General features: G+C 40.0%; 14 protein-coding genes and 1 pseudogene. 2 read left to right on the top strand and 13 right to left on the bottom strand.

Features of this window, described 5'->3' with window-relative positions; translation table 11 throughout:
* Window positions 1-19: 19 nt before the first annotated feature.
* The 12 genes from K8B83_RS03645 to K8B83_RS03590 form a co-directional block, all read right to left on the bottom strand.
* The gene (locus K8B83_RS03645; protein ID WP_223419168.1) at window positions 20-940 is read right to left on the bottom strand and encodes a cation diffusion facilitator family transporter; all 921 of its coding nucleotides are present in this window, start codon (window positions 938-940) and stop codon (window positions 20-22) included.
* 89 nt (window positions 941-1,029) lie between these two features.
* A complete protein-coding gene (locus K8B83_RS03640; RefSeq protein WP_182699030.1) occupies window positions 1,030-4,224 on the bottom strand; it encodes an efflux RND transporter permease subunit in 3,195 nt (1,064 codons plus the stop codon).
* 26 nt (window positions 4,225-4,250) lie between these two features.
* Window positions 4,251-5,420 carry an efflux RND transporter periplasmic adaptor subunit gene (locus K8B83_RS03635; RefSeq protein ID WP_160056810.1) on the bottom strand — a complete coding sequence of 390 codons (1,170 nt, stop codon included), beginning with the start codon at window positions 5,418-5,420 and terminating at the stop codon, window positions 4,251-4,253.
* 56 nt (window positions 5,421-5,476) lie between these two features.
* Entirely contained in the window at window positions 5,477-6,721 is a 1,245-nt protein-coding gene (locus K8B83_RS03630) for a TolC family protein (protein ID WP_160056811.1), read from the bottom strand.
* A gap of 1,732 nt (window positions 6,722-8,453) precedes the next feature.
* Window positions 8,454-8,816: a DUF6488 family protein gene (locus tag K8B83_RS03625; protein ID WP_160056812.1), complete on the bottom strand. Its 363-nt coding sequence runs from the start codon at window positions 8,814-8,816 to the stop codon at window positions 8,454-8,456.
* 10 nt (window positions 8,817-8,826) lie between these two features.
* On the bottom strand, window positions 8,827-9,351 hold the full coding sequence (locus tag K8B83_RS03620; protein ID WP_182699031.1) for a hypothetical protein: 525 nt from the start codon (window positions 9,349-9,351) through the stop codon (window positions 8,827-8,829).
* 16 nt (window positions 9,352-9,367) lie between these two features.
* Window positions 9,368-10,063 (bottom strand): HupE/UreJ family protein, encoded by a 696-nt coding sequence (locus K8B83_RS03615; protein WP_188741168.1) that lies wholly within the window; start codon window positions 10,061-10,063, stop codon window positions 9,368-9,370.
* A complete protein-coding gene (locus K8B83_RS03610; RefSeq protein ID WP_188741169.1) occupies window positions 10,053-13,196 on the bottom strand; it encodes an efflux RND transporter permease subunit in 3,144 nt (1,047 codons plus the stop codon). Before K8B83_RS03610 ends, K8B83_RS03615 begins: the two co-directional genes overlap by 11 nt.
* A gap of 9 nt (window positions 13,197-13,205) precedes the next feature.
* A complete protein-coding gene (locus K8B83_RS03605) occupies window positions 13,206-14,444 on the bottom strand; it encodes an efflux RND transporter periplasmic adaptor subunit (RefSeq protein ID WP_188741170.1) in 1,239 nt (412 codons plus the stop codon).
* A 7-nt stretch (window positions 14,445-14,451) separates the two neighbouring features.
* Window positions 14,452-15,738: a TolC family protein gene (locus tag K8B83_RS03600; protein ID WP_188741171.1), complete on the bottom strand. Its 1,287-nt coding sequence runs from the start codon at window positions 15,736-15,738 to the stop codon at window positions 14,452-14,454.
* A gap of 13 nt (window positions 15,739-15,751) precedes the next feature.
* Entirely contained in the window at window positions 15,752-16,732 is a 981-nt protein-coding gene (locus K8B83_RS03595; protein WP_188741172.1) for a M56 family metallopeptidase, read from the bottom strand.
* Window position 16,733: 1 nt separating this feature from the next.
* On the bottom strand, window positions 16,734-17,117 hold the full coding sequence (locus K8B83_RS03590) for a BlaI/MecI/CopY family transcriptional regulator (RefSeq protein ID WP_188741175.1): 384 nt from the start codon (window positions 17,115-17,117) through the stop codon (window positions 16,734-16,736).
* A 31-nt stretch (window positions 17,118-17,148) separates the two neighbouring features.
* Here K8B83_RS03590 and K8B83_RS03585 point away from each other — a divergent pair, with 31 nt between their 5' ends.
* Window positions 17,149-17,316: a hypothetical protein gene (locus K8B83_RS03585; RefSeq protein WP_188741176.1), complete on the top strand. Its 168-nt coding sequence runs from the start codon at window positions 17,149-17,151 to the stop codon at window positions 17,314-17,316.
* A gap of 663 nt (window positions 17,317-17,979) precedes the next feature.
* Here K8B83_RS03585 and K8B83_RS03580 read toward each other — a convergent pair.
* Complete coding sequence (locus K8B83_RS03580; RefSeq protein ID WP_188741173.1) at window positions 17,980-18,522, bottom strand: hypothetical protein; 543 nt, start codon at window positions 18,520-18,522, stop codon at window positions 17,980-17,982.
* Between the two features lie 102 nt (window positions 18,523-18,624).
* Here K8B83_RS03580 and K8B83_RS03575 point away from each other — a divergent pair.
* Window positions 18,625-18,996 (top strand): annotated as a pseudogene (locus K8B83_RS03575) (ISAs1 family transposase); the annotation flags it as partial.
* Between the last annotated feature and the right edge of the window lie 13 nt (window positions 18,997-19,009).

Below are 19,009 nucleotides of genomic sequence, written 5' to 3'. Positions count from 1 at the left end.
TTCATCTTTGAAAGTATTTCTAATCGCTTTTTGAATCTCTACATATTTCGTCTACGAACTCAAATTCCAGTGTTGTATGTTCAAGATAAAAAGGGCTAAGTCGTGTTGATATTTCATGCTTTATTGCCATATATTCTTGTTGATCAAAATAATGATTCACTACTAAATGAGCTGTAAGAACATGCCTTTCGCCGTCAAGGGACCACAAATGGAAATGATGAATATCTTCAATAAACTTCAATGTTGATAATTCAATTTTTATTTTTTCTTGAATGGCTTTCTCAGGTGTTGCTTGTAAAAACAGACGTATTGCAGTACGGAGGTTTTTTAAGACATTAAAAAGAACAAATAATGTAAATCCTATTGAAAGTATGGGATCAAGTATTGGGAGTTCGATATATATTAGGACGATAGCAACAATTAATACGGCTACCCAACCTAAGACATCTTCCAATAAATGCCAATTAAGTACACGTTCGTTTAATGTTTTCCCTTCACTTAATTTGAAAGCAGCATAACCGTTAACAATCACCCCCAATATCGCTAACCACAACATGCCTTGAGCATCAGGCATTTCTGGCGATATCAATCGAGGAAATGATATGGTTAATACCCAAATCGATCCCGCGATTAAGACAACACCGTTAATTAGCGCACCAAGTAAAGAAAAACGGTGGTAGCCGTAACTAAACGTTTCATCGCGACTTTTCTTGCTGAGTTTGTTTAATCCCCATGCGAGACCAATGGATAAACTATCTCCTAAATCGTGAACCGCATCTGCCATTATCGCGGTACTGTTGGTTAACCAGCCGCCAATAAATTCGATAATAGTAAAACAAACATTTAATATAAATGCCCAGCCAATACGACTTGAAGACATATCTTTAGGAATATGACTGTGTCCATGGCTAGCTGGGTGTTGATGTGAATTGTCGGACATTACTTTCTCCTATAAATTGATATCCCGCAGCGAATACCTACGGGATATCTAGTTAAAGCAAACAGTTATATTTATTTAACCAAGCAGCACTACCTTCTCATTTCTTCAATCCGACCTTTAGAAAACCAAGCATAAAGTACGGGAAGAACAAATAAAGTAAGGAACGTCGCAGTGACCAATCCACCCACAATGACTGTAGCTAATGGCCGTTGTATTTCAGAGCCAACACCAGTTGACATGATAATAGGTATCAAACCAAGGGCAGAAGTAATCGCTGTCATCAATACGGGACGAAGTCTTGATATAGCACCTTCGTAAACAGCTTGAGCAATACTTTCCGTACCTGTTTCAATGCGTAGATTAATCGCTTCAACCATAACCACACCATTGAGAACCGCAACACCAAATAAGGTAATAAAACCAATTGAACTTGGTACAGATAGGTATTGACCAGAAATATACAAGGCAACTATGCCACCAATCATAGCTAAAGGTAAATTAACGAGGATGAGCATGGCTTGACCCACACTGGCAAAAGCAAAATATAATAACAACGCAATAATGCCAATAGAAAGTGGCACAACAATAGCTAGTCGTTGCTGTGCTCTTTGTTGATTTTCAAATTGCCCACCGATATCAACAGAATAACCCGTAGGCAAATCAACCTTAGTTGCAATTGCTGCTCGAATATCTTTTACGACACTACCCATGTCTCGCCCTTGTACATTGGCTTGAATAACGACGCGTCGCTGAACATCATCTCGGCGAACCTGAGGAGGGCCTGATTCAATGGCAATATCTGCAACATCACCTAGTCGTACCCATGCACCTGTTGGGGCTTGTAGTCGTAAATCAGCAATAGTTTGTTGTTGATTTCTAAACGCTTTGTCTATCCTCAGATAAATATCATAACGTTCATTACCATTAATGACTTGCCCTACTTCGTGACCACCGATACCATTTCGCACTAACCTCATGACATCACCAATCGATAAACCATATCGAGATAATTGACGACGGTTTGGTCTAACGACTAACTGAGATTCTCCTGCTATTGGCTCCATCGCTACATCTCTTGCACCATCAACACCTTGAATAGCATTAACAATAGCTTGACCTTGCTGAGCCAGGACATCGAGATCAGCACCAAATAGTTTTATGGCTAACTGCGCTTTAACACCAGAAAGTAATTCATCTACTCTTGTTGCGATAGGTTGAGAAAAATTCAGTAGTAAACCGGGGAATTTCTCAAGTTTTACTTCCATTAAACCTTGTAGTTCATGGCGTGTTTTAGCGCTGGTCCACTCTACAACTGGTTTGAGACCAATATAGATTTCAATGTTACTCACTGGCTCAGGATCACCACCAATTTCTGCTCGGCCAATACGACTGGTAGCATAAGTAACTTCAGGAAATTCAAGTAATATTTTTTCCAGTTTAGGGGCAACTGAAAGCGCTGTCGCTAAACTGGTTGATGGAGCCATTGTTACACGTAAATTAATCGTGCCTTCTTCAAGCTCTGGTACAAATTCAGTACCTAAATTTGGCACTAAAAATAATGTACCAACAAGTAAGGCTCCAGCCCCTATAAGAACCACTTTCTTTGCATTCATTGCCTTTGTTAAACTACGACGGTAAAATTTTTCTAGCACACTAACGAAAGGGCTGGTTCGTGCTTTAAAACCTCGTTGAAACAAGTAACTAGCTAACGCGGGTACAACAATGAGAGACACGGCTAACGACGCAACCATAGCAATCATAATACTAATAGCCATCGGCTGAAATAGTTTGCCTTCAACCCCTTCTAAGCTAAATAATGGCGCAAAAACCACCATAATAATTGTTACTGCAAAAAATACTGGCTTAGCTACTTCTCTAGCGGCAATTTGTATACGTAAACTAACATCGACATCTTTTTCGACATCAAAAGGGTTCTCACTGTCATGCATTCCTTTATGACTATGTTCGTGACGACGGTCTGGCTGACTGAGATGTTTGAAAATATTTTCCATCATCACCACCGCACCATCGACCATCATACCAATAGCAACCGCTAAACCACCCAGAGACATTAAATTCGCAGACAAGCCATTGTAAGCCATGATCATTAATGCCATCCCAACAGAAAGTGGAATAGAAATAAGTACCAATAAAACAGCTCGAACATTCAGTAAGAAAAGTACTAACACGATAACAATAAAGATAAAAGCCATTATCAATGCTTCAGCGACCGTACTAACTGCTTTTTCAATCAAATCTGCTTGATCATAAATAGGTTCAAACGTGACACCTTTTGGCAGGGCTTGTTGAATAAGTGGTATTCTGTCTTTTATGCCATCAATGGCAACTTTGGTATTTGCGCCCATACGCTTTAAAACAATGCCGGATACAACTTCACCTAGAAATTTACTACCGTTAGTACCAACACGTTTACTCATGGTAACCGCGCCTTGTCTAATTTCGCTTCCAAACTCAACAGTTGCCACATCAGCAAGATAAACAACAGTACCTTCAATTGTTTTAACAGGGATTTGTTTTAGTTCTTCAATACCTTTTTCATCACTACTTAACCAACCAACACCTCGAATAATAAGTTGCTCTTGGCCTCTATCCATATACCAGCCTCCCGCATTGTCATTATTATCTTCTAATGCATTAGCGATATCTTGTTGAGTTAATTGGTAAGCAAGCAAACGAGAAGGATTAATATTTACTTGGTATTGTTTAACATTTCCGCCGAATGCTAAAACATCTGTAACGCCATCTACTGGCATTAAGAGTAATTTAACCACCCAATCGTTAAGGCTTCGAAGTGACATGCTGTCATACCCCGAGTCTTCATCAGCGAGCAATAAATATTGATATACTTGCCCCAAACCAGAAGTGTTTGGGCCAATTTCAGGTGTACCAACCCCTTCAGGGATCAATTCTTTTGCTGATTGCAATCGTTCAAAAACCAATTGACGAGCAAAATAAATATCGGTGCCTTCTTTGAAAACAACCGTAATACCAGACAAGCCTGTTTTAGAAATAGAGCGTACTTCTTCAACATCAGGTAATGCATACATTACGGCTTCTATTGGAAAGGTTATGAGTTGTTCTACTTCTTCCGAAGCCAAACCAGGCGCCTCAGTATTAATTGCCACTTGTACGTTGGTAACATCTGGAAATGCATCCAAATTCAAACGAGGAATAATAAAAAAGGCCGAAACCGTGAACGCAATCAAGGCAAGAATCACCAATAATCGGTTAGCGACAGACCAGTCAATCAAACGATTTAACATGTGTTAGTTCTCCAATTATCAGTTAATTAATGGTTATGAGCATCAAAACTGCCTTTGGCAATTTCCGCGGCAACATAAAAAGCGCCAGTTGTAACGACTTTAGTACCTGATGGCAAACCAAAAATTTCACGTGATTTTCCCAGTTGTCGTCCCAATTCAACTTCGACACCTTTAAATTCGCCATTTTCTTCAACAAACACCATCCAATCACCATCACTACCACGCATTAATGCTTCTTCAGGCACAGTCAGAACTTTTTTGTCCGTTTCAAAGGCAAAATAGACATCCGCAAATAAGCCTGGATGAAGCTTATGACCGACATTTTGAACCTGTAAGCGTATAATACGTGTGCGAGTTACTGGGTCTATGGTATGAGCTTTTTGAGTGATCGTAGCTATGTATGTATTGTTACCTACATTTACTTGCGCCTTTGAATTTTCAGGTAAGTCCAATTCCATTGATGGAGCTAAACGTGCTTCAACCCATAACGTATCTTCATCAGCCAACTCAAATAAAGTACCGCCCGATTCTATGCGTTGGCCTTGACGAAAATTATCAGATAATACCGCGCCAGAAGTCTCAGCGTTTAGAGTGTATTGCCCCAGTTTTTTAGTGTTGGTAGTCAAAGAGATAATAGCGTCAGTAGATAAGCCAAACGCATATAATCGTCCTAAGTCAGCCTCAAAATCGGTCTGAGCTTCTATAAAGCGTTTCTCACCTACCGCTTTTCGACCAAGTTTTTGAACCCTTTTCCATTCTGAATCAGCGAGCCTATAGCTGGCTTGAGCTTCAGCCATTGACTCACTAAATAGGGTGACTAACGGTTGATTGATTTCAACATGATCACCTAAAGCAACATGGCGTTTTAGTATCACTGAATCTACTCTTGGCGAGACTAAATAACTGGTATAATCATTAGCCTTTATCTCCCCTTGAGCATAAATACTGTAAGCCATCGTCTGAGGCTCTAGTACGGTTATGTTAATTTCAGCTAAAGTTAATTGCCCCTTTGAAAGTTTAACTCCCGCACCTTCTTCCTCCTCATTTTTAGCTTCATGTCCATGTCCATCATCTTTTTCTTCAACATGCTTTTCGTTTTTTTCAGATGATTGAACATTTGCAAATGTCGCAGTAGTTATGGTTGTTATTCCACAAAAAAGTACGGCCAGCGTTATTAATTTAATTTGCTTATTCATATGTTTTTTCCAAAATTGGTTCATTGACTATTAATTATTCAAATTACATTTAATGATCAAGGCTGAGATAATTGTTGGAGCACAGTCTTAATTTGCCCCACTTGTAATAGCCAATCTATTTGGCTTAATTGAAATTGACTTTGTAAGTCTATGCCCGCTTTAAGACCTTCAGCACGCTGTTGTAAAGCGAGTAAATACTCGGTAGTGCTCACATCACCGCTTTGCCATTGCTTTTGCAGCAAGTCGCCACTACGTTTACCTCTTCCATCCATCAATTGTTGCCAACGTTGATAGTTTTTTTGATAAGTGAGCAAGGTGTCGATACTTGATTGAATAGAAAACCGTTGTTTGCGCATAATGGAGAGAAAATTTGCTTCGGCAGCTAATGCTTGTTGATTCGCAGCTCTTGCTTGTGCTGAAAAATTGTTGCGAATGTTCAGAGGCATTGAAAGCGTTACTCCAAGCACATTGTCTCCTGCATTTTTACCTGCATTTATACCGATAGTAGGGTCCGCTTTAGCCTCCAACATTGACAGTTGAGCATTACTTTTAGCTATTTGCCACTGCGCTTTTGCCTCTAGAACTAAAGGATGTTGTTGAAGCCATTGAGGTGATAATTGATAATTGCTGATAGTCAAACCTTGCGCAGGTAAAACCTCTTTATCCGGCGTCCAATCCTGCAGTAGCTCCTTGACTTGAGCTTCAGCTTGTTTTAATTGAACTTGTGCTTTTGCGGTAACATTCAACATTTGAGATAAACTTAAAAAAGTAAGTTCAGCATCTACTTGTCCAAGATCACCTGCTTTTTGACGATCCTTAACTAAATCAAGTATGGTTTCCAACTGCTTTTCTTGTTCTTGAGCTATAAAAGCTTGCTTTTTAGCTGCTTGCCAAGTAATTAACGCTTGTAAAGCTTGCGCTGTCTTTTCTTGAACAAGAAAATCAAAGTGTTTGCTTGCTTGAGTTAAGCTAAAGTTAGCTTGTTGCTCTTTTGTTTCTCGTTTATCCCACCAATCAATCGTTTGATTAATGCCAATGGAATAATTATTAGCGTCACCTTCTCGCTCATAACCAGTCTCTAGTTCAGGATTATAAAGCGGTTGCTTGTTCCCTTCCGCATTTGAAAAAACAGCATTCATTTCTTCTTTGGCAGCAATAATATTTGGATGTTTGTTTATTTGCATTGACAGCCAAGACGTCGATGTTGGTTGTGCATTTGCTCTTTGTATATTGATTAACATAGCTAAAAACATACCGACGCATAGCATGGCGCAAATACTTTTTTTAAAAAATATTTTCATAAATTAAACTCATATTTATTTTGGTAGTGTTAACTGACGACAGTAAAATCGTAAGTAGACAAGAATATAAAGATGCTCAGCTAAAATGAGCTATTCAAATAGAGTTAACTTATAGGAGGGATTATTGGGTTATCAGAGTATGCATTAGCATATTGATATGAATATAGGTATTGATGAGTTACTAGTATATTGTGATCAATACTAGGTTTAGTTTGAGTCAAACATTGAGAATGAAACCCATGACAATGTCCACAGTGATGACAGTCCTCAACACTATGTTCACCTTCTATTGGTAATTCGTTATCAACTATTTGGCTATCATATTCGTGAGAATGTTCGGTTTGGATATGTTGTACATCTAATGTATGCGTTTCTTGTGAATTTGCAATAGCTACAAACGATTGTATTACAATCGCAATCGCTAATATTAAATTTAGAAACTTATTTTTCAAAGAAATAACCATCAGATGCACAAAGTTAAAGTAGAACATTTCTTATTGATTTCGTCAATTAAACTAAACTGTATTTTTAAAGACTGTTGTCGCTTAAGTCGTTAAACAGCTTCTTTGTATTGATCTGGATTTCTGCCAGTTTCGCTCGAAATCACAGTAGGTTTCACTAATTTATTCATGCTCGTTTCTTTTTCTAATAACTCTTGGTCGAATGATCGGATCAAGGAACGAGCATTTAGTTCCTTTGGGGAGCTAATTTCTTATCCGAAGCTCAGGTAATTTACTAAAGTTTGTCAAAGCTACTCCCTTGTACGGTTTCTCATTTCAGTTGATTATTTCCATAATCAACCAAGCAGGAATACCCCGATAGCAAGTCGGTTTGGGTACCACTAAAAAAAACATCTGCTCATCACAGACTTAAAATGTACTTCACCCCTTCGCAACGTTTAACTGCTTTTGACCGTTAACGTTCCATAAAACGCATTGTTGATGGTCAGCTTGTTTTTGTCCTCCACACCATTACAGGCTTTCACAGGCCAAGCTTAACTCACTACTACTACGGGGTCATCTGCCACCACACACTAAAATTGATCTTGGCTTTCGCCTTGACTCAATGTCTCCGGTCTATATCCGGATTCAGTGCCAGGCTTCCCCAGTTACTGCACTGACTCCCTGTTAACAATGCCACCCTCAAACACAGCTTAGGTCTGGCTGAGTATAGGACTTTGCGTTATTTTGCACGCTTACCCACCTCAACTGCCGAAGCAGGTTCACTTGCGTTGTGTACTGTTAACTTCCTATGGCTTCCTTCAGACCCTGTCGTTGACCAACAACGCCTTTGCGATTATCTTCCCCTCAGTAGGGTTGATCTGGGCATCTTTCAGCCTAGCGGGTTTGCCAGCTTCGCTGGGCAAAAAAAGCGACCACTCAATGAGTCGGTCGCTTTTTATTAGTTTCTAACTTTTCAGTTAGTAGCGATCTTTATGACTAGTTTCGAACATTATTTAACTTCCATAATAAATGAACACTGGGACACCATTACCCAAGCGATTCACATGATTATGCGACCATTTCAAGTTAACTAACTCAAGCTCTCATAATGTGTAGTAGTAAACAATTAGGATGATGGTGTTATCAATTGCCATTATGACCAACAGGCTTCTAAGTAGATAGTGCCGCCTTTAGACGCCTTGTTCTTATCCTGACTTAGTAAGAACAATGGTTGCGACTACTTCAATTAGAAGTAGTCGTTTGGCAATCACTATTTCATTACTTACCGCTTATTTAAAGCCATTACTCTCTGATATAGCAACAACCTCGCCATCGTCTTCAATTTTAAAAAATATTGTCTTTTTTGTTTGTGAATTAGTAGCACTCACTACATAGCTTCCCCCATGGGTGCTTACAATGTTCACATCGGCAGTGCTTATGCTTTCCCACGATGAAGGCAATTTGCCCACTTCATATCCTAAGTCTTTAAATGTCAATTTCTGTATTGTTGTTATTGTAATACCCTTGACCTTTTCATCGTTCATATGACTATGTCTTGAATGATCCATACTTTTCATTCTATCTACATGTGCAAATGAATCACTACTGACAAGAGCGCTACAGATCACTAAAATTAAAATTAAATATCTCATTTACTTGTCCTTATGATTTTAAACCAATCACTTTATATTGACCTTTAACCAGTAATTTAATGGTTACAGGGGTGGTAGACTTATTTTTCCAATACCAGCCATGAGATCCTGCAAAGGGGGCGGTAAAACTCCCTTTCATCTCATCAGACGTGGCAATAACATAACTCTCGTAATATCCAGTTGTATCTCCTTCTGGTTCGCCGTGTAGATCGAAGAACAATGCGTCTCCATCAGTTAGCCATTCATAGGTCATTTTCTCGTATTGCTGCATTTCAAACTTATATTCGACGCCTCTGCCTGCAGGCACAACAACTTCGATGCTTTGAAACTCAGTTGTACCTTCTACTTTTGCGCTTTCTGGTGTTGCCGGTTCAGCCGTTTGAGCCAATGCGGTGACACCTATTTTTTGACCAATACCTGTAGGATCGATATTGTATTCTGCAGGCAAAATAAGGGTGACTAACACAACAGCCGCTAAAACCGTTGCTGCTAAAGAAGCTTTAATTAGCGTGTTACTACTTACTGTATGTTGCATATATTTCTCTTTGTTATTAATTAATAAAGTAACCAGTCAATTGATAACCCATCAACATGACGCCAGCACTCATAAGTAGAGTATTTGTTAGTGTTGAAAACTGCTGAAATGATGGCCATTTACGCCAGACATTGATCACAATTAATATCACCACTAAAGCCGCAAACTGACCGAGTTCTACACCAATGTTAAATGCGACTAAATTGGTAAAGAGGCCTTCATTAGGTAAGTTAAACTCTTGTAATTTGGTCGCTAGCCCTAGGCCATGAAAAAGCCCAAAAATGAGAACAGCCCACTGCGTATTGGGTTGCCAATTGAAGCAACGTTTAAACCCACCTAAATTATCAAAACCCTTATACACCACAGACAAACCTATAATGGCATCAATAAGGTAAGCATTGACTTGGATATCGCTTAACACACCTAACAGCAACGTTGTGCTGTGACCAATGGTAAACATAGTCACATATATGAAAACATCTCGGCTTTTATATAAAAAGAAAATAACGCCAACTAAAAAGAGTAAATGGTCGTAACCAGTAATCATGTGTTTCGCGCCAATGTAAAGAAATGGCACAAACTGTACGCCGCTATTTTGCTCTAAAAAAGCTCTAGTATTGTCATCCACACCATGAGCGAGTACCTCAATGCTGATGATGGAGCAGCATATGAGGAGTGCAAACAAGCAATAGCTTGATAATTTACTTGGCATTAATTGACTCCAACGTTTCTGTTCTAATCAAAATCGTATCCTTATCTTTATGTAAAATTCGGTAAAGTGCGGGTATAACAAATAAAGTCAGTAGTGTTGAGGAAATAATCCCACCGATAACGACCATAGCTAAAGGACGTTGTACTTCAGAGCCCATACCACTATTAAACGCCATCGGGATAAAACCCAACGATGCAACAAACGCAGTGGTCATTACAGGTCGAAGTCGAGTTAACGCACCATCAAAGATAGCTTGGTGTAAATTCATGCCCTCTTTTCGTAATTCTCGGATAAACGAGACCATGACTAATCCATTCAAAATGGCAATACCTGACAACGCAATAAAGCCAACTGCTGCTGATATTGAGAATGGAATACCACTTAACATTAATGCAGCAACCCCGCCCGTTAATGCTAAAGGCACGCCAGTAAAAATGATTAATGCATCTTTGATTGAATTCAACGCTAACACTAATAAACCAATAATCATAAATAAGGTAAGGGGGACGACTATGCTTAAGCGCTGTGATGCTGACTGAAGCTTTTGATAAGTACCGCCATATTCAATCCAATAGCCTGCCGGAATATCTACATTGGCGGTAACAGCTTGTTGAATATCACTCACAAAGCCACCCAAATCCCGGCCTCTCACATTGGCTGTTACAACGACTCTACGCTTACCATTTTCGCGATTGATTTGGTTTGCACCATTAATCAGTTCCAATGAAGCAAGTTCTTGTAATGGTGCAGACTTGCCATTGCCAAGATGGATGGGTAAATATGCCAGTGCGTCGACATCGTTACGCAGTACTTCATCTAATCGAACGACAATATCTGAACGCCTATCACCTTGATAAAACTTGCCCGCAACGGTTCCACCAAGTGCAGTCGCTATTTGAGATTGCAATTGGGCTTTACTGATCCCATATTGCATAATTTTGTCAGCGTTAGGAATTATGGATAAAAGCGGTAACCCCGTAGTTTGTTCAACTTGCACATCGGCTATACCTTCAACCTGGCTAATGGCTGACTCTATTTCATTACCTAATGTGGTAAGAGTGTCAAAATCATCACCGAACACTTTGATGGCTAATTCAGCTCTCACTCCCGCCAGTAATTCATTAAAGCGCATTTGAATAGGTTGTAAAAATTCATAACGATTGCCAGGGATTGGCTCTACCAATGCCGCTAAATCCTCCACAACCTGCTCTTTAGTTTTATTGGGATTAGGCCATTGATCACGAGGTTTAAGAATAATAAAATTATCTGCCACACTTGGCGGCACAGCATCAGTTGCCACATCGGCAGTGCCTATTTTTGCAAAGACTCTTTCAACCTCTGGCATTTGCTGAATTTTTTCTTCTAACACTTCTTGCAATGCTATCGCCTGGCTTAATGATGTGCCTGGTATGCGTAGAGCATGCATGGCAATATCACCTTCATCAAGATTAGGCACAAACTCACTGCCTAAGCGGGTTGCTTGGTGGCCAAAAACGACCACTAATAACATCGCCAAACACACCACAATCCAACGACCTTTAAGCACCATATTTAACGCTGGACGATATAAATAAGCCGCACCGCGAATAATGGGGCTGTGCTTTTCTTTGATTGGTTTTCTAAATAATAATGCAATCATTGCTGGCACAAAGGTTACCGACAGTAACATGGCGCCTAATAGGGCAATAACAACGGTAATGGCCATAGGGTGGAACATTTTTCCCTCTACACCTTCAAGGGCGAAAATGGGTAAATACACAGCCGTTATAATGAACACACCGAATAACGCTGGACGGATCACCTCACGGGTTGCCTCAAACACTAGCTCTAAACGGGCTTTTAAAGGTAAAGGATGTTGCCCAGCTTGACTCAGACGACGCAGGCAGTTTTCAACAATGATAATTGCCCCATCCACTAACAAGCCAAAATCAAGCGCGCCTAAACTCATTAAATTGGCACTAACACCAACTTGAACCATACCTGTGACCGTCATTAACATCGCAAACGGGATCACTAATGCGGTCAAAAAGGCTGCTCTAAAATTGCCGAGTAAAATAAACAACACAACTACAACTAAAATAGCCCCTTCAGTTAGGTTTGTTTGTACTGTACTGAGTGTCTGATCAACTAACTTAGTACGATCGTATACCGCGGTAGCCACAATCCCTTGGGGTAAGCTTGCGTTAATTTGCTTAAGTTTCTCTCCTACTGCGTGAGCCACTGTGCGACTATTCTCGCCGATAAGCATAAATACCGTGCTCATTACCACTTCACGGCCATTTTGGGTAGCAGCACCAGTGCGAAGCCCTTTGCCGTCGCCAATATCTGCCACATCTTTTATGCGAACAGGTGAACCATCGATACTTTTTAGTACAATGTTGCCAATATCTTGTAAGTCTTCGGCTTGCCCAGGAATACGCATAAGCCATTGTGCGCCATTTTGTTCTATGAACCCTGCGCCTTGGTTTTGATTATTCTGTGAAATTGCGTCAACTACATCGGCCTGAGTTACACCAAACGCGAGCAGTTTTTGGGGTTTAAATGCCACCAAGATTTCACGTTCAAACCCGCCAATAGGATTGACCTCAACAACGCCTGGCACGCGCATTAATTGTGGGCGAATCGTCCAATCGTGCACAGTACGTAAATCTGTTGGGGTAATCTCAGAACCATCGGCATGGGTAGCATCAGGTAATGCATCCACGGTGAACATGAAAATTTCACCGAGACCTGTGGCTATCGGTCCGAGTTCAGGCTCAAGCCCTAGCGGCAGTTCAGACCGCGCGGCAGATAACCTTTCGCTCACTAATTGACGAGCAAAATACACATCGGTGTTGTCATCAAAAATAGCGACAACTTGTGATAAGCCATATCTTGACACTGAACGAGTGTAAGTTAGCCCGGGTAATCCAGCCAAAGCGCTTTCTAATGGAAATGTCACCCTTTGTTCAATTTCTAAAGGAGTATAACCAAGGGCCTCTGTATTAATCATGACTTGCACATTGGTGATGTCCGGGACCGCATCAATAGGCAACTTAGTAAAGTTCCAGCTACCCACAATAGCCGTGATTATCACGAGTACTAAAATGAGTACATTGCGCTTTATGGAAAAGCGTAAAATAGATTCCAACATAAACAGCCCCTAGTGATCGTGCGAAGCGCCAGACTTTTCAATGTCAGCTTTAATGATGTAACTATTATCAGTTACATAGGTTGTTCCTAATGCAATACCGCCAAGCACTTCAACCCACTCACCATCTTCTCTCCCTAGCTCAAGCATTCTAACTTCGTATTGGTCCCCTACTTTCGCATAAACGACAGTAAAGTCTCTGAAGCCTTGCAGACCGATTTTTTTTACTGCCAGAGGTACATCAATCGTCGCCACCTCAATATCGGCATTAACAAATGCACCATCAGCAAGGGCATCATGAGTGTTAGGTATTGATACCCAAACAAGTTTCGCCTGATCATCTCGTACTTTTTGTTCTATAAAATCAACCTTCCCAATAAGTGGAGTGTCATAACCTTCAACCTTTACGGTTACCGGAGTACCAACAACGACATTTTTATAATCGGCGGGATATACTGCTAGCTTGGCTACATATTGCGACGTATTGGTTAGGGTCAATAAGGTTTTTGACGCTGTTTGTTCACCACTATTGGCATACTGTTCAGTCACAATACCGTCGGCAGGAGATGTGATTTGATAAGGCTTAAGGCTTTCGTTACTTTCAACTGTCATCAGTGTCTGCCCTTGCTTTACAAGGTCGCCTTGTTTAACAAGTAACTTAGTGATCACCCCGTCAAATCTGGCGGATATATTATGTGTTGCACTTGCAGGTAACGATATACGTCCATATGCAGGAATAGTTTGATGCAATGTTCTAGCACCGACAACGTCAGTACCTATTTCCATTGCTTCAGCCACTGCTGGCTCTATACGAGTACGTCCTTCGAAGTTATCGTATTGCCAGCGATAATTTTTACCCTGATAGTTAGCATTAATGGTAACCACAAAAGAATGAGGCTCATAAATCTCTAAATCGCCACGTAAAAAGTCACCTTCGACACGAAAGTTAATATCATCCACCACATCGCCAAGACGAGTGAGTTTAATATTGAGATCAACTTGGTTAGGCGAGACAGGCTTGCCGGCATCGGTCATCCACACTCTAAACTCTGGCGGTACTCCTGTTTCAAAAATGGCAAGTTCCAAAGCAACATTGTCTTCACGCAACATACGACCTCGGTGTGGGCCTTTTTCTGGCTCAGCTTCTTGAACTTCAGGAGCAGATGCTGCTAATACCGAAAATGAAGTAGACACACTAAAGCAAAGCAGTATTGCTGCAGTCAGTGATGTAAAAATATTATTATTTTTCATATAGGTCTCACAATGATATGGATGCGCCGGTCAGGCGTTGAATTTCTATATGTTGCAAATGCAAACTCTCGTATGTATTTAACAACTCCGATTGAGCACTCAGTAATTCACGGCGAACATCACTCCATTGACTGTAGCTGAGTTGTCCAAGCTGATAGGCTTTAACCGCCTCTTTTAATGTCGCCTCGAGTGTTGGAATAATCGATTTTTCAAACGTATCGATAACATGCTTTGCGTGAGCGATTTCTTGCAGTTGCACATATAACTGTGAATCAAGCTTTTGCATTAGCGCAACTTGCTCAACAGCAAGCATTTCTTGCTCAGCTTTTAAGGTGGCTATCTTGCCTGCATTACGGTCGTTTGCCCCCAAAGGCACAGACACACTCGCAACAATGCCAAAATCATCTGTTGCCTCATAGCGACGTAAACCCGTTGTAAACTGCCATTGAGATTTAGCTTCAATTCGAGCAAGCTCCAGTTGTGATTGTGCTATACGTGCTGCGGTTGCAAATTGAGTGATATGCGGGCTTTTTTTAAGCTGCTTGAGTGCCTTATCCAAACTGGATAACGCAGGTAATGCAAATAAATTGCCATTTACTTTAAATTTTATACCAGGCTTTCCCCATAGCGACGCTAACTGATATTGACTCGCTTTTAAATCATGCTCGGTATCTTCAACTGCTAACTGCATTCTCGACATTTCAACTTCTGCCATGCGCATTTCAATCGTCGAACTTCTGCCGGCATTAACCCGCTCAGAAATCGCATTAAATACTTCTTTTGCCTGAAGCAATGCCATTTGATTAAGTTTCAAACGCTCTTGCTTCACCAGAATTTGCGTAAATTGCTGCGCCGTATTAGCCGCTAAATCCATACTGACAATTTGCCTATCAACATCCAGCTGCTCCATCGCTGTTTTTGCATTGCCAACACGGCTATTAATTTGCTCTTGTTGTAACAGCCAGGAATAGGTCAGTGTGGTTTGCATGTTACTTAGCCCGTTATGCTCACCTGTGCCTAAACCATCTTCAAAAGTCAGTCCAATTTGTGCTGGTTCAGCAATACCTGCTTGCTCTATTGATCCTTTTTGCATATTTGTCTTATGCAAAAATACCGCGATTTCCGGGTGGTGGCTTAACGTCATGCGAATAGCATCTTCTAAATAAAGTGGAGAATTTAGTTCAGTGTTGTCTTTTGCAATGACAGAAAATGCCAGGGTCGAGATAAACAAACCACACAAAAACCGATTGGCAATCGGTTTTTTGCCTGTAGTTTTTTCAACAATATTATTCATTCATAACCCTTATTTAATGGATGAAATAGGTTTCGATTAGATGGTGGAGGCTATCAACAGTTGATAATGTAAAAAATGCAGTAACAAGGAAGCATAACCCTGTAAATAACAGTTTTGCTGTTGATACCTGCTCTCTTGGAGAGAGAAGGTTTTCTACCCGTAAGGTAATTTGATCTTTACTAAAATGGCTGACCTGAACTTCTTCACAGCTGAAAGGTAACAGACGTTGTTTTTTGGCTACTGTAACTAACGTTTGTGCCACATCAAGGTTATCGTGATAGAGCGTGACAGCATAATCTGCTTGTTGTTCTGTTAATAATGTAAAATCTTGTTGTAAAGACCGACGAATAGGCTTCGGGTAAAGTAGACAGAAAAAAGCGAAAAGACTCTTAAATAATGGATCTCTTGCTCTAACATGTGCTAACTCATGTTGGATAATAATATCAATAGCAGATTGTTCAAGTTGTTGAAGTAATCCTGATGTAAGGTAAACCTTTGGCTTGAATAAACCGATGGTAAAAGCCGCAGGTATGCTTAATGAGATTGAAAAAACACTATCTTCATATTGACCCGCAATAGGCTTAACATCTGAAAGTTTAAAAAGATTGTGTATTGCGGTGGAATGACGACGAACTTGAATAAAGGAAATGTTAATTAACACCGCCAATACGACAGCTGCAATGATCAAAGTTAATCCATGCCAGCTTGTTAATATAAAGAGATCGATATGATGCCAATGTGCAACCTTTTCCATCCAAAGAATTAAGTATCCATTTCCTTGGCGAGGAAATAATATTCCTACGCAAAATAGCGCAATCCACCAAGGAGAAGTAACTATCAACCACAAAATTCGTTTTCGAGCGATAAAATCAAATGCATCTAAGCTGCTTCTAATCAACGGGACAATAGCAGATATTAATAGTGTAACGATAACAAAAGCCGTTATTGCAACACTAATCAAATTTAATAAAATCGCCACGTTACCTTCGAGCATCTTATGCTTGCCTACTACGTAATTTTCGTTGTGCTTCTATAAGTTTTTCCAATTCATCAAATTGAGCGTCGTCAAGATTAGCTGAAGATGAAGCAAAAGCTGCAATCAGGCTATGTTCGCCATCTTCAATAAAGTCGGCTGTAACATCTGTTATTAATGTTGCGATAAGTGATTCTCTATCAACTTTGGCGGTATAAAAATGTGCATGCCCTTGCTTAGTTCTACTTAACAAATCCTTTTTAAACAGTCGATCTAACGTAGTTTGGATCGTATTTAACGAATTTCCGCGAGCAGCCCCAACCCCAGCATGCACACGCTTTGCATCTGCTTCTTTCTCAGACCATAGGAATTGAAGCACTAACTTTTCTAAGTCACCTAATTGCATCAAATTATTCTCTTAACTATTTATCAATAGTATGACAAACCAAAAACCTATCGGCAATAGGTTTTTTGATTTTTATGAAAACAGAGAAATTATGACCTGGATAATTACAAAATATCTCATTACAGCTGCAATCATTGTTGCGGCTTCAGAAATAGCAAAACGCAGCGATAAATTTGGCGCACTAGTAGTTGCTCTGTAGTGGCTAAGTAATACTGGCCACCGCTTTAGATTCAATCTTGCAAATCAAGTGAAATTAGAAAATCTATGGCAAACCGAAATGTATTGGGGCAATAATGTCATAGAGCAATTAACGGTGCCACCCACACAAAAAATGCTCAAGCATTAGAGTTTTGAGAGAAAGTTAGTATTGATGAAATATAAAAGAGCTTTTGATCTAACGAATAAAGGGCAAAAGCGCGTGAACCCGAAGCTAACACAAATTGGCACTTTTAAGCTTGTGAACCAGACTAGGTAAGACTGATTCACTGCACGATTTAAGGCTAAATGATCAGAACGCTTGTTAGCATGACGTAGTTAGTCTCGTGAGATCAATGATTCCTAAAATCATCAGTTTTAAAGTAACCGTCTATCCAGCTGCTCATGGTCTGGCGACTGAGCTCAATACCGTATTGCTTGAACATCGCTTCCTCACGTTAGTTTTCGTATGGAAAACTCAAATAAATGAAGCTTGAATGATTTTTAACTCTAAATAATAAATGGACGTGTCAGTGATTTTACTCCATTAGTCACTATTGAATTACTTATAGTATGGCAAGCTATATATTGTAAGGGAGGTACTATTGATCAAGCTAAAGTCTTTTAGCTATGATAAAAGTTGGTCAAAGTGACTAGAAAACGGTAGCTATAAACCGAACCAATCAATAATATGGCTCCATATTACAAGACTAATCAAAGCACCAAAGGCAATGATAAACAGCCATTTAATCACTAGTGTTTCATTGTAAGTGAAGCTTTTGTTATAGCGGTCATGATTGCCCTGTTTCATCTTGTAATCTCTGAACGCTGTTATTACTTTGCCTAATACATGAACGATTAGCCATGAGTGAGAGGTTTGTTCGGTTGATTTATTAAAGAAATCATCTAATCTATTTTGTTCGGGGAGTTCACTAATGGGGGTCACTTCAATTGAACTCATATCAATTTTGTGAGTAGTTTGAAGTGAATCAAGTTTGGTTAAGTGCTCGTACAAGGATTGCTTATCAATCAAGGCTTCAGTTGTAAGCTCAAAAATATCAGAACTGTGTCTAGAACCTAATTTTTCACCGTATACAAAAGTAGCTTTTGGTTCATTATTCTGAGAGTAGCTAACGATAAACTTAGCATTTGATGGAATGGTGTACTCATAGTTGTTGGGAAAACTTTCAGTGATTCTATATGGCTGCAAGGCAGAAATTGTAGCAGGGCGGGATCATACTTTGTTAACAGTAGGGAACTTTTTCGTATCGGCATGATCTGATCAGGCATGTTAATCTACTGAACCTAATCCATGTCCTTATTTGAACACTTGAAACTTATCAAAGACCCTCGCTCTCACATCAACCTAGACCATGATTTAGTTGATATTATTTTTCTTGTTTTAGCCGCTATCGCTTCAGGTTGTGATGGCTGGCAAGCTATTGAAGAATTTGGCAACGAGAACCTATCTTGGCTACGTAAACATCGAGATTTTGACAAAGGGATCCCGACTCGGCATTCCATTGCCCGGATCATTAAAGTTATCGATAACGAAATACTGTTGTTAACGCTCTTTCGTTGGGCAAATAGCTTAAGAGAGGCTTCATCCAAGCCATTAATCGCTATCGACGGTAAAACGTTGCGTGGTGCAGTTAATCAACATGGCGCAAAAAATGCGCTACACTGTTTACATTTTT

This window comes from Shewanella inventionis (genome assembly GCF_019931735.1).
Lineage (GTDB): Bacteria > Pseudomonadota > Gammaproteobacteria > Enterobacterales > Shewanellaceae > Shewanella > Shewanella inventionis.
Note: the sequence above shows the minus strand (reverse complement) of the source record. Positions and strands in the feature narration are given on the sequence as shown.

Bases quoted from the DNA above. Each gene is read 5' to 3' on its own strand.
- K8B83_RS03645 (WP_223419168.1), bottom strand. From the start codon at position 940: ATGTCCGACAATTCACATCAACACCCAGCTAGCCATGGACACAGTCAT.
- K8B83_RS03610 (WP_188741169.1), bottom strand. From the start codon at position 13,196: ATGTTGGAATCTATTTTACGCTTTTCCATAAAGCGCAATGTACTCATT.
- K8B83_RS03600 (WP_188741171.1), bottom strand. From the start codon at position 15,738: ATGAATAATATTGTTGAAAAAACTACAGGCAAAAAACCGATTGCCAAT.
- K8B83_RS03615 (WP_188741168.1), bottom strand. From the start codon at position 10,063: ATGCCAAGTAAATTATCAAGCTATTGCTTGTTTGCACTCCTCATATGC.
- K8B83_RS03620 (WP_182699031.1), bottom strand. From the start codon at position 9,351: ATGCAACATACAGTAAGTAGTAACACGCTAATTAAAGCTTCTTTAGCA.
- K8B83_RS03630 (WP_160056811.1), bottom strand. From the start codon at position 6,721: ATGAAAATATTTTTTAAAAAAAGTATTTGCGCCATGCTATGCGTCGGT.
- K8B83_RS03595 (WP_188741172.1), bottom strand. From the start codon at position 16,732: ATGCTCGAAGGTAACGTGGCGATTTTATTAAATTTGATTAGTGTTGCA.
- K8B83_RS03625 (WP_160056812.1), bottom strand. From the start codon at position 8,816: ATGAGATATTTAATTTTAATTTTAGTGATCTGTAGCGCTCTTGTCAGT.
- K8B83_RS03585 (WP_188741176.1), top strand. From the start codon at position 17,149: ATGACAAACCAAAAACCTATCGGCAATAGGTTTTTTGATTTTTATGAA.
- K8B83_RS03640 (WP_182699030.1), bottom strand. From the start codon at position 4,224: ATGTTAAATCGTTTGATTGACTGGTCTGTCGCTAACCGATTATTGGTG.
- K8B83_RS03605 (WP_188741170.1), bottom strand. From the start codon at position 14,444: ATGAAAAATAATAATATTTTTACATCACTGACTGCAGCAATACTGCTT.
- K8B83_RS03590 (WP_188741175.1), bottom strand. From the start codon at position 17,117: ATGCAATTAGGTGACTTAGAAAAGTTAGTGCTTCAATTCCTATGGTCT.
- K8B83_RS03635 (WP_160056810.1), bottom strand. From the start codon at position 5,420: ATGAATAAGCAAATTAAATTAATAACGCTGGCCGTACTTTTTTGTGGA.